This window comes from Humibacter sp. RRB41, assembly GCF_022761015.1.
GTDB lineage: Bacteria > Actinomycetota > Actinomycetes > Actinomycetales > Microbacteriaceae > Humibacter.
Genome location: NZ_JAKWJQ010000002.1, coordinates 289515 through 301506, shown reverse-complemented (window position 1 = coordinate 301506; position 11992 = coordinate 289515). Strand labels below are relative to the sequence as shown.

The 11992-nt window shown below is 68.3% G+C and carries 9 protein-coding genes; 7 read left to right on the top strand and 2 right to left on the bottom strand.

Going from position 1 to position 11992, the window contains the following annotated elements:
• Positions 1-102 precede the first annotated feature (102 nt).
• Complete coding sequence (coaE, locus tag MJ603_RS07235; RefSeq protein WP_243063020.1) at positions 103-726, top strand: dephospho-CoA kinase; 624 nt, start codon at positions 103-105, stop codon at positions 724-726.
• Positions 727-761: 35 nt separating this feature from the next.
• Here coaE and MJ603_RS07230 read toward each other — a convergent pair whose 3' ends face one another.
• Both MJ603_RS07230 and MJ603_RS07225 read right to left on the bottom strand, forming a co-directional pair.
• Positions 762-1724, bottom strand: a complete 963-nt coding sequence (locus tag MJ603_RS07230) for a M56 family metallopeptidase (RefSeq protein WP_243063019.1) — start codon at positions 1722-1724, stop codon at positions 762-764.
• A 5-nt stretch (positions 1725-1729) separates the two neighbouring features.
• A complete protein-coding gene (locus MJ603_RS07225; protein ID WP_279239020.1) occupies positions 1730-2089 on the bottom strand; it encodes a BlaI/MecI/CopY family transcriptional regulator in 360 nt (119 codons plus the stop codon).
• Between the two features lie 133 nt (positions 2090-2222).
• On the opposite strand from MJ603_RS07225, the gene MJ603_RS07220 reads away from it, so the two are divergent.
• The 6 genes from MJ603_RS07220 (at position 2223) to MJ603_RS07195 (ending at position 11992) form a co-directional block, all read left to right on the top strand.
• Positions 2223-3791, top strand: coding sequence for a cytochrome ubiquinol oxidase subunit I (locus tag MJ603_RS07220; protein ID WP_243063300.1), 1569 nt, complete (start codon positions 2223-2225; stop codon positions 3789-3791).
• A 15-nt stretch (positions 3792-3806) separates the two neighbouring features.
• The gene (gene cydB / locus MJ603_RS07215; protein WP_243063017.1) at positions 3807-4838 is read left to right on the top strand and encodes a cytochrome d ubiquinol oxidase subunit II; all 1032 of its coding nucleotides are present in this window, start codon (positions 3807-3809) and stop codon (positions 4836-4838) included.
• Entirely contained in the window at positions 4835-8230 is a 3396-nt protein-coding gene (cydC, locus tag MJ603_RS07210) for a thiol reductant ABC exporter subunit CydC (RefSeq protein WP_243063016.1), read from the top strand. Before cydB ends, cydC begins: the two co-directional genes overlap by 4 nt.
• Before the next feature lie 68 nt (positions 8231-8298).
• Complete coding sequence (locus tag MJ603_RS07205; RefSeq protein ID WP_243063015.1) at positions 8299-9297, top strand: hypothetical protein; 999 nt, start codon at positions 8299-8301, stop codon at positions 9295-9297.
• A gap of 23 nt (positions 9298-9320) precedes the next feature.
• Entirely contained in the window at positions 9321-10814 is a 1494-nt protein-coding gene (locus tag MJ603_RS07200; RefSeq protein WP_243063014.1) for a class I adenylate-forming enzyme family protein, read from the top strand.
• Positions 10811-11992 (top strand): acyltransferase, encoded by a 1182-nt coding sequence (locus tag MJ603_RS07195; RefSeq protein ID WP_243063013.1) that lies wholly within the window; start codon positions 10811-10813, stop codon positions 11990-11992. Before MJ603_RS07200 ends, MJ603_RS07195 begins: the two co-directional genes overlap by 4 nt.

The following is an 11992-nucleotide window of genomic DNA, read 5'->3' as shown; positions in this document are numbered from 1 at the left end:
GGCGGCGTCAAGGCCTCCGCCTCGTGGAGCGTTTTGCGTTCTCCAATCACCACGATGCCGACGCCGTACCGGCACGTCGCCGCCGCTCACTAGGCTTCTAGGGTGCTAGTCATCGCGCTCACCGGCGGCATCGCGTCGGGCAAATCGACAGTCTCCCGTCGGCTCGCCGAGCACGGCGCGATCATCGTCGACGCGGACGAACTCGCTCGTGAGGTGGTCGAGCCCGGCACCCACGGGTTGCAGGCCGTTCGCGAGCGGTTCGGCGACGAGATCATCTCCGCCGACGGAAGCCTGAACCGGCCGGCGCTCGGCGCGATCGTGTTCAGCGACCCCGCGGCGCTCGCGGATCTCAACGCCATCACGCATCCTGCCGTGTGGCGGGCGGCCACCGAGCGTTTCGAGGCGGCGGAGGCCGCCGATCCCGATGCTGTGGTCGTCTACGACGTGCCGCTGCTGGTCGAGGCGGCGGAAGGACGTCCGCTGCACTTCGATCGCGTCGTCGTCGTGGAGGGCGATCGTGACGAGCGCATCAGGCGCCTGATCGCCGACCGCGGAATGAGCGAAGCGGATGCCGTGAGCCGCATCGGCGCACAGGCGGACGACGACTCCCGCCGTGCGATCGCCGACGTGGTGCTCGACAACAACGGAAGCAGACAGCAGCTGGTCGACCGGGTCGACGCGTTCTGGCACGACCTGAGTGCCGGTACCCAGCAGAGCTGGCGCTGAAGCAGCTGGCGCCCGCCCAGCTAGCCCCGAGGCAGCTAGCGGACGACAGGGCTCAGGAGCATCAGCGTCGGCACCGCCACGAGTGCGACGGCGCTGGCCAGCACCGTGAGGCGCAGCGCGGGGGCCGCAGGCGCCGTAGCGTCGGTGAGGCGGGTGACGCGGGCATCCGCCCACTCACCAGCGGTAGGAGGGATCGTCGCGATCCCCAGAGCCGGAGCCGCGTCGGAGGCCGCGCCACGAGATGCCGACGTCGCCAGTGCCACTCGGGCGACGGCACGGGAGAGGTGACGTTCCGACACGGTGCGTCTTGCCTGATCATCCGCCAGCAGCTCGACAAGCAGCCCGACCGCGTCATGTGCGCGCGTCGCTATCGGAAACCACGGCAGGGCGCTGCGCCAGGCGCTGAACGCCACCAGCAGCACGTGATGGTGCTGCTGCACATGCGCACGCTCGTGCGCGACGACCGCGGCGAGCTCGTCATCGGAGAGCAGGTCCAACAGGCCGGCGGAGAGCACGGTCACTGCTCTCGGCACGCCGGGCAGGCAGTAGGCGACGGGGGCGGCGTGGTCGATCACCCGCGTTCCTGGACGCTCCGGCAACGGATCCGAGAGCAACCGCAGGAGTTGCGCGTGGTGACGGCGCTGGCGCTCGGCCCGCCATGCCGTTCGCACCAGGTTGAGCAGCAGGTGAACGCCGAGAAGCACGGCACCGGCCAGCGCGAACATCTCCGGGAAGTTCGCCTCCGGCGGGAGCCGTCCAGCGAACAGGTCTGCGGTGAAAGCTCCTGCCGCTCGTAGCAGGTCGTCGCCGAACGGCATGAGGCCGAAGACGAGAAGGGAGCCGATCATCGAGAGGCCGCCGGCGAGGGCGACCGCTTGCCAGAGCACGAGCGCAGCTCCTGGCATCCGCCTCGGCCAGCTCGCCCTCGCGAGCGCAACCGGAACCGGCCACGCCAGGGCGACGGCGAGCAGCGCGAGTGCGGCAGCGACGGCGAGCATGATCGTCAGGAGTCCAGCAACCTGCGAAGTCGCTCTGCGTCGTGTTGAGTGACCTGGCCGACGAACCTGGCGAGCACGGCGTCTCGATCCGAAGCCGACCCGAGCACCTCGTGCATCAGCTCGGCCACGTGGTCCTCGCGCGTCATGGCTGCGCTGTACAGGTGCGGACGGGCATCCCGATCGCGCACCACGAAGTTCTTGGCCTCCAGACGGGAGAGCACCGTCATCACGGTGGTGATGGCGAGGTCCTTGCCCTGGCTTCCGGATGCGTTCAGCGCGTCGCGCAAGCCGGTGGCCGTGAGCGGGTCGGGGGAGTCCCACATGACATCCATGACTGCGCGCTCGAGATCCCCGAGATGAGTCAGTGTTCGCGTCGCCATGCCTCGATTCTACCTCGTGTAGAAAGGTTCGCGCATCGGTGGTAGACCTTTCTACAGCACGTAGAATTCTACGTTGCGTAGAACCGCTCGAATCGGAGGCACCGTGCACCCGGCCGACCTGGATCCGCTGCTCATCGCCCGCTGGCAGTTCGGCATCACCACCGTCTATCACTTCTGGATGGTGCCGATGACGATCGGCCTCGGCCCGCTCGTCGCGCTCATGCAGACCATGTGGAACCGCACCGGCAACGAGCGCTATTACCGCATGACCAAGTTCTGGGGAAAGATCTATCTGATCAACTTCATCATGGGCGTCGCCACCGGCATCGTCCAGGAGTTCCAGTTCGGTCTGGCGTGGAGCGAGTACAGCCGGTTCGTCGGCGACGTGTTCGGTGCTCCGCTGGCTATGGAGGCTCTGCTGGCGTTCTTCGTGGAGTCGACCTTCCTCGGACTGTGGATCTTCGGCTGGGGCAAGCTGCCCAAGCGCATCCATCTCGCGTGCCTGTGGCTCGCCGTCGCCGGCTCCGTCGTCTCGGCGTACTTCATCATCGCCGCGAACTCGTGGATGCAGCATCCCGTCGGCGTGAAACTCACTGACGGCAGGCCCGTGATGACGGATGTCTGGGCCGTGCTCGGCAACAACACCGCGGTCGCCGCGTTCACCCACACGATCTTCGGCGCGTTCTCCGTCGGTGGTGCGCTGCTGCTCGGCGTCGCGTGGTACCACCTCTGGCGGCGGCGCAGGGACGGCATCGACACGATCGGATGGGACAAGCGCGTGATCGCGGGCGAAGCAGTGAGCATCCGAGGTCGCGACAAGCTCGACCACAAGGTGTGGATCACGTCGCTGCGCATCGGCGCTGTGACCGCGATCATCGCGTTCGGCGGTGTCGCGATCACCGGTGACGCGCAGGCCAGGCTGATGTTCGTGCAGCAGCCGATGAAGATGGCGTCGGCCGAGGCCGCCTGCCACACAGGCACCAGCTTCTCCGTGCTCGCGTTCGGCGACATCGGCTCGAAGGACTGCAAGGGGGTCGTCAACGTGATCGAGATTCCCGGCGTGCTCGGGTTCCTCGCCAACGGCGACTTCAACGAGCCCGTCAAGGGCGTCAACGAACTCGTGCCGCAGTATCAGAAGAAGTACGGGACGAACCTGCCCGACAATCCCCTGTACGGCTCACGGGCGGGGGAGAAGATCACGTACGTGCCGATCATGGCTGTCACGTACTGGGGCTTCCGGTTGATGATCCTGTTCGGCGCGCTGGCGGCCTTCGCCGCGGCCGTTGCACTCTGGCTGACGCGAAAGGGGACGGTGCCGCGATCGCGCTGGGTGATGTGGCTGGCGGTCGCGGGCATCCTGTCGCCGTTCGCCGCGAACTCGGCTGGGTGGATCTTCACCGAGATGGGCCGACAACCGTTCGTCGTTGCACCGAATCCGACGCCAGGGGGCATCGACGGCGTCTTCATGTTCACGGCGGCTGCTGTCTCACCGGGGGTGAGCTTCGGGGAGATCCTGTTCTCGCTCATCTCGCTCACGGCTGTCTACGCCGTGCTCATGGTCGTGGAAGTTCGCCTGCTCGTGAAGTACATCCGCAGCGGAGTGGCCGGCGCCATCCCCGAGCTCGGCGAGAAGCCGAAGGATCCGGATGCCCCGTCTGACGACGACGTGCTCGCGTTCGCCTACTAGTCGAGAGGACCGATCATGGACTTCCTTCCCACCCTCTGGTTCATTCTGATCGCCGTGTTGTGGACCGGCTATCTGTTCCTCGAGGGATTCGACCTCGGTGTCGGCATGCACGTGCTGGTGTCGGCGCGAAGCGAGACCGACCGCCGCGTCATGCTCAACACGATCGGCCCGGTCTGGGACGGCAACGAGGTGTGGCTGATCACGGCTGCCGGCGCGACCTTCGCTGCATTCCCGTTCTGGTATGCATCGCTGTTCTCCACTCTGTACGTGCCGCTCGTCGTCGTGCTGCTCAGCCTCATCTTCCGTGCCGTCGCCATCGAATACCGCGGCAAGGGGTCGACCGCGCGGTGGACGCGCGTCTGGGACATCGCCTTGGGGGTCGGCTCGTCGGTCGCGGCGTTCGGCGTCGGCGCGACTCTGGCGCTCACGACGACCGGCCTGCCGATCAACGCGAACGGCGACGGGACGGGCGGACCGTTCGACTGGTTCAATGGTTGGGCCGTCATCGGCGGCCTTGCGGTCGTAGGGTTCTGTCTCGCGCACTCCGCGACCTTTCTCGCGCTCAAGACCGAAGGCGACGTCCGAGACCGCAGTGGACGCTTCGCCGTTCGGTGGATGCCCGTGCTACTGCTCCCGATCGCGGTGTGGGTTTTCGGAGTGCAGCTCATGAACGGCAAGTCATATACCTGGATCCTTGTCACGACGGCGGTGGCCGCCGCCGTCTTCGCCTGGCTTTCGGCGCGGCGCAGGAGTGAGGGCAGGGCGTTCGCCGGCATGGCGCTCTTCCTGCTGCTGGGCACGGCGTCGATCTTCGCGAACGCCTTCCCGAACGTGCTCCCGTCCACGATCAGCGACACGTACGACCTCACCGTCGCCAACGCCTCGAGTTCGCCGTACACGCTCGGGGTGATGAGCGTGGTGGCCGCGTTCGGAATACCGCTCGTGCTCGCCTACCAGGGCTGGACCTACTGGGTGTTCCGCAAGCGCATCAGCGGCGCGAGCATCCCGCAGGCCAAGCCCGTGACCGCAGCGCTGAAGACACGATGACGACGACGACAACGCCCCGCACGTCGCCGGCCGACGGCCTCGCCGAGGTCGGCACCAAGCGGATGCTTCTGCTCGGCCTGCTCGGAGCCCTCAAGGCCCTCGGCATCGTGCTGGTGGCCGACGCGCTGGCGGCCGGCATCGTCGCCGTGATCGGGCACGGCGACGTCGCGATTCCCGTCATCGAAGGACTCGCGGGCGCGCTCGTTCGCGCCGTGTCGCTCTGGGGACTGCGAGTGGCGTCGCAGTCCACCGCAGCCGGCGTGAAACGGAACCTGCGCGAACGAGCAGCTCGCGCCATGCTCGACCGTTCCGGCGAAGGAGTCGGCGCGGAGACGACAGTGGTGACGACCGGACTCGACGATCTGGATGCCTACTACACGTCGTACCTGCCCTCGTTGGTGACGGCGGCGACCGTTCCGCTGCTGGTCGGGGCGCGCATCCTTGCGGCCGACTGGGTCAGTGCACTCGTCATCGTCATCACGGTGCCGTTGGTGCCGTTGTTCATGGCGCTCATCGGCATGCACACCAGGGACAGGGTCGCAGCCTCCCTCGATGCGCTCGGCCGACTGTCGGACCATCTCGTCGAACTCGCCTGCGGCCTCCCCGTGCTGGTCGGTCTCGGACGGGACAGGGAGCAGGCGCGCGCACTGGCCGACATCTCGGACGACCACCGGGTACGGAGCATGACGGCGCTGCGCACCGCGTTCCTGTCCGCCCTGGCACTCGACCTGCTCTCCACGATCTCCGTCGCCATCGTGGCGGTGCTGGTCGGCATCCGGCTTCTGAACGGCCAGCTCACACTCGAGGCAGGTCTCGTCGCTCTCATTCTCGCGCCGGAGTGCTACGCCCCGATCCGCGAGATCGGTGCCGCGTTCCATGCCAGCGACACGGGGCGCGAGGCTCTTCGTCGGGTGCGTGCCGTGTTCGAGCGCACGCCGTTGCGGAATGCGGTGACGGCGCTCACCTCGTCGACACTCGTCGTGCACGACCTCTCGGTCAGGTATCGACAGCGCAACGAAACCGCCGTGAGGTCGCTCTCGTTCACGGCGAAGCCGCATCGCATCACGCTGCTCTCCGGCGCCAGCGGTACCGGAAAGTCGACGGTGCTGTCGGTGCTCGCCTGTCGCGGCGCCCTGCTCGAACCCGACGCGACGGTGTCGGGCGAGCTTCTGCTGCCGCCGTCCGATACGACAGTCTGGATGCCGCAGCATCCGCGCTTCTCGTCCGCCACACTCGCCGACGAGGTCGCGCTCTACGGCGCACCCGAGGTGGATGCCGTCGCGCTGCTCGGCCGCGTCGGTCTCGCCGTTCTCGCCGGCCGTTCCCCCGACGAGCTCAGTCCGGGGGAAGCGCGTCGGCTCGCGTTCACCCGAGTGCTCGCCGCCGTCGACACCGGGGCGACTCTCGTGCTCCTCGACGAGCCGACCGCGCATCTCGACCCCGGCTCCGCTGTGCACGTTCGCCGCGAGATCGCGGAGTTGCGGGGGAGAGCGACCGTCGTACTGGCGTCCCACGACCCGGCGTTGCAGGATCTCGCAGACGAAGTCGTCGCCGTCGGCGCATCGACACGTTCGCGGAGGCCGTTGCCTGCACGATGTGAGACGGACGGCGAGGAGGAGACGACATCCGCTCCACTCCGCCTGGCGGCGGCCGCCGAGTCTGCCGCGCATCGCGGGCGGCCGACGGGAAGACGGGCCATCGCCGAACTCGCCGCATTCCTTCGGCCGGTCCGTTGGCGCATGGTCGCCGCCGTGTCGGTCGGCATTCTCTCGACCGCGTTCGCCGTCGCGCTCACCGCGGTCTCCGGGTGGCTCATCGTGCGTGCCAGCCAGGAGCCCGCCATCATGTATCTGCTCGTGGCGATCGTCGGCGTGCGGTTCTTCGGCATCGGTCGCTCGGCGCTGCGGTACGCGGAGCGGCTGCTGACCCATGACGCTGTGCTTCGCGCGGTCACGGGGCTCAGACTGCGCCTCTGGCGAGGACTTGCGGCGAAGGGACCGGCCGGCCGGTCGGCGCTCTCGCCGGCGAACACCCTGCGCACGCTGGTGGGTGCCGCCGATCGGGTTCGGGATCTGATGCCCAGGGTCGTACAGCCGGCGATCACGGCTGCCGTCGTCTTCGTCGGCGCACTCGTGACGCTCTGGCTGATCTTTCCGCCCGCAGCGGCTCTCATCGGCGGATGCGGCGCGATCGCGCTGCTCGTGGCACCGGCGGTCGCCGCCGTCGGCGGACGGATCGCCGCTCGTCGTGGCGAGGTCGCCCGAAGTGCCGTGCTGACCGCGTTCACCGGTCTGCTGATCGCCCGTGATGACCTCACGCCTCGGGCGGCGGGCGGTGTTCTCGCGCGCATCCGGCGCGCCGATCTGGCGGCATCGGCGAGCGAACGACGCGCCGCCTTCGTCGAGGGCGCAGCCTCGGCGCTCGTGGTGCTGGCGTGCTGTGCCACCGCCGTCACGGTGCTGCCGCTGGTGGCCGCGACCGTGGCATCCGGCACACTCCGCCCCGATGCGGTCGCCGTACTCGCCCTCGTTCCGTTGGCTCTGATCGAGCCGTTCACCGACGGTGTCGCGGCCGCGGCGAAGGCACTCGCACTCGCCGAGGTGCTGGGGACGGTCGCCGAGGCATCGGCGGCATCCGCTGCTGAACACGCCCAGGCATCCGGCCGCGCTCCGACCATCGATGGCATCGGGCTCGACGACGTCGCATTCAGCTACGACGGTACCGACCACGCCGTCTTCGACCACGTCTCCGCCGCGGTCGGCAAGGGGCAGTGGCTCGCGGTGACCGGGCCAAGCGGTTCCGGCAAATCGACCCTGCTGGCGCTGCTTCTGCGGTTCATCGATCCCGGCGAAGGCAGCTATCGACTCGTCAGCGAGAACGAGGCGATGGATGCCTCCACCGTCTCGCCCCACTCCCTCCGCACCCGCGTGGCGTGGTGCCCGCAAGACGGCCACCTGTTCGACTCCACCCTGCGTGCGAACCTCGCCATCGCGCGAGGTCGTGACGATCGGCCGACCGACACCGAGATGACCGAGGCGCTCGCCCGCGTCGGACTCGCCCCTCTCGTCGCAACACTGCCCGACGGCCTCGACACCAGGATCGGTCCCGGGGGTAGCAGGCTGTCGGGCGGCCAGCGCCAGCGCCTCGCCGTCGCACGGACGCTGCTGACCCGAGGGGACGTCGTGCTCATCGACGAGCCGACGGCGCAACTCGACGAACAGGCGTCGGCAGAGCTGATGGCCGACCTGCGCGGCGCCCTGACCGACGCCGTCACGGTGCTCGTCACGCACGACGCCGAGGAGGCGCGCGTCGCGGACCGGCTGATCTTGCTCGGCGGACCCGGCGCATCCGCCCGCGACACCTCACAGGGCGAGGTGCCTGCGGCCGCCTGAGCGCACCCTCAGTGGCGAAACGGCCGTGGCTGGCCTTGTTCCGAGCTTTGCGCGGATATCTTTGCGTCGTGAGATGGCCGATTCGCGTGTGCGTGATCGCGGCATGCGTCTTGGTCGCAGTGGTCGCGGCGGCGCTGTCGTGGCTGCCGGCGCCCGCGTCGGCAGCGGAGCGACCGGTGCGTCATTTCCTCCATCCGGACGTGCCGCGCCCGAACGCAGCCGACATCATCGAGCGTCCGGCGGCCGGGCACGCACATGGACCGCTGCTGCTGTTCCTGCCGGCGACGCGCGCCGTGCCGTCCGACTACCTGGCCTTCGCCGACACCGCTACGCGGGTCGGGTACCACGTGCTGTCACTCGAATACCACAACACGGGTCGCTCGATCGCCCGCACGTGCCAGGTGGACGCCACCTGCTACACGAGCGTGCAGACCAACCGCCTCAACGGGGGAACGCCCTCGCGATTCAGCCGCGTCGGGCACGAGGGCGGAATTCTGCCTCGCTTCGCCGCGGCCATCGGCGCGGCGAACAGACGGGATCCCGCCGGCCAGTGGTCCCAGTACCTCTCGCTCGATCGACCGGTGTGGAAGGACATCGTGGTCGCCGGTCACTCGCAGGGCGGGGGAGAGGCGGCGTTCATCTCCCACCTGCACGCGCTGCGCGGCGTGATCATGTTCTCCTCTCCGGTCGACGACGACAGAGGCGTCATCCCCACCTGGATGCACGCTCCGGGTGCCACGCCCACTTCACGCATGTACGGGTTCGACGACGCGGGCGACATCTACGCGGGACGTATCGTCGGCTCCTGGCGGGCCATGGGCCTCCGCTCCGCCATCGACACGGGCGCACCCGTCGCCGGCGCCCACCTCTTCGTCACGCATTACGACCTCGGCACTCCCGTTCAGGCGCACGACCGTTCCGTGACGGATGCCAGTCCTGGCGCAGCCACCGGCCACCCGGTCTTCGAGGCGCAGTGGACCTGGATGCTCCGGCACACCTTCTCACCCGTCCGCCCCACGACGATTACCGCACGGTCTTCGGACAGCGTGCACACGGGCCGCACATAGGATCCCGCGGCTAGCATCGAAAGGTGACTAGGGAGAAAACGGACGGTGTCCCGACCGCATCGCTCGGGGAGCTGCTGCGACTCAGAGCAGCAGAAGACGGCGATCGCAACTACCTCGAGGATGCGCGCAGCACGACGGCACTGACCTACGCGCAGACGCTCGACGCCGTATCCTCCTTCATCGCCGGCGCCGGACTGCCGGCCCGCACGACAGTGTTCATCGACGAGTCCGACCCGCTCGTCTTCGCCGTCGCCCATCTCGGCGCGGTCGCGGCAGGACATCGTTCCGTGCCGCTCGACCCGGCGCTCGCCCCCGACGACATCGCCCGTCTCGCGAAGCTCGTCGATGGCCCCAAGGTTCTGGTCACGGCCGCCGATGCTCGTGCGGCCGCGTGCGGCGTGGACAGAATCGCGCCACCGCAACTCGACGGCGGTCCTGGCCGACGCCCTGAGGCATCCGTGTTCCGTCCTGACGGCTCTGCCATGCTGTTCACCTCTGGGTCGACGGGCACGCCCAAGGGCGTCGAGCTCGGTGCCGACCAGCTGCTCTTCGTCGGCGCAGCGGTCGCTGATCATCTCCGCCTGACGCCCGAGGACCGCGGTTACAACTCGCTTCCGCTCTTCCACATCAACGCCGAGGTAGTGGGCCTGCTCTCGACGCTGTCCGCCGGTTCGACCCTCGTACTCGACCGCCGGTTCCACCGCACAGGGTTCTGGCCGCTCATGGCGCAACGCGACATCTCGTGGATCAACGCGGTGCCGGCCATCCTGGCCGTTCTCGCGACGGAGCCGATCGCCGCGCCGCAGCGGCTCCGGCTCATCCGCACCGCGTCGGCTCCGTTGCCGGGTCCCGTCGCGGACGCGTTCGACGGCATCCCCCTCGTCGTCAGCTACGGCATGACCGAGGCGTCGAGTCAGATCACGGCCACCCCGGTGAATGCGCCTCGTCACGGAACCGTCGGCGTCCCGGTGGGCACCGAGGTCGAGGTGAGGGATGGCGGCACGGCTGTTTCGACGGGCACGGTTGGCGAACTCTGGATCCGCGGGCCTGGCGTCGTGACATCGTATTTCGGCGGCGCCGCAGCCGACCGCTTCGATGCGGACGGCTGGCTGCGCACCGGCGATCTCGGCTCGCTCGACGACGACGGCTACGTGACGCTCGCCGGACGCGTCGACGACGTGATCAACCGCGGAGGCGAGAAGGTCTACCCGCTGGAGGTCGAGGAGGTGCTGCTCATCGACTCCGAGGTGCGCGAGGTGGTCGTCGTGGGAGCACCGGACGACGTTCTCGGCTTCGTTCCGGTCGCCTTCGTCATCCCGGCCGAGAGGGCGCGCAGCGACGAGCAGGAGCGCACCCTGGTCGAGCGGCTCGCGGCCCTCGCCGAGGAGCGCCTGCCGAGGTTCAAACGTCCGCGCACCATCACGGTGGTCGACGACGTTCCGCGCGCCGCGACCGGCAAGGTGCAACGGGTACGGCTGCGGTCGGCCATCGCGGACTCCGCGGCGAACGCAGAATGACCGACGAGGCGGCACACCGACCGGTGACCTCCGGAACGGATGCCCGGCACCACCACAAGCGCGCCCGTCACCTCTACGAGATCGACATCGTGCGCATCCTCACGTTCGTCTGCGTGATCGGTGTCCACACCACGAGCCACACCGCAGGGCCGAACGACATCGGCCTGTACATGCTGCTGGATCTGCTGCACTTCACCCGCGAGGTGTTCTTCGCGCTGACGGCATTCGTGCTCGTCTACACGTACGACGCTCGGCCGGTGCCGATGCGCAAGTTCTGGCCGAAGCGCTTTCTCTTGGTCGGCGTTCCGTATGTCGTCTGGTCGGCGATCTACGTGGTTGCCGGATACCTGCACCACCCGACGGGAACACTCTGGGATCTCGTGCTGAAGTTCGTCTTCTCGACGCTGACCGGCAGCGCCTGGTACCACCTGTACTTCCTGCTCGTGACGATGCAGGTCTACCTGCTCGTTCCGGTCATCCTGTGGCTCGTGCGCCGCACCCGGGGCAAGCACTGGCTCCTGATGCTGGTCGCCCTGGTCATCCAGGCCGGGCTGATGTCGTGGTACCACTACGCGCCTGCGACGACCGGCTGGTACGGCGACTGGGCGAAGCAGATCGTCTTCACCTATTCGTTCTTCGTGATCGCTGGCGCCGTCGCCGCCGATCATGCCAAGGCATTCCTGCCGTGGATCCGATCGCACCGTGTGCTCATCGGCTGGCTGGTGCTCGGCTCCGGCGCCATCATGATCGCCTTCTACTGGCTCGAGGTCGCGATGGGCCACAGCTACTACGGCGCAGGAACGCCGATGCAACCGATCGTGATCGTCTGGAGCGTCGCGGTGGGCCTCGGGTTCCTTGCCATCGGCACCTGGTGGGCCGATCGACGCCGCAAGGAGTCGTTCATGGCGCGCACCGTCGACCTGGCATCCGACCGTTCCTTCGGCATCTTCCTCGCTCACCCGATGGTGATCTGGGTTCTGCTCTGGGTGGGTGACGACTGGCTGGAGCACACGGTTCCGACGCCGTGGCTCACGCTCGTCACCTACGTGCTCGTCATCATCGGCGCGGTGCTGATCACCGAGATCGCCCGCCGCACGCCGCTGAGCCTGGCTCTCACCGGCCGCAGGTACAGCCCTCGGGCCCACCACCGAAAGCAGATCGAGGTGCCGCCGGGGTGA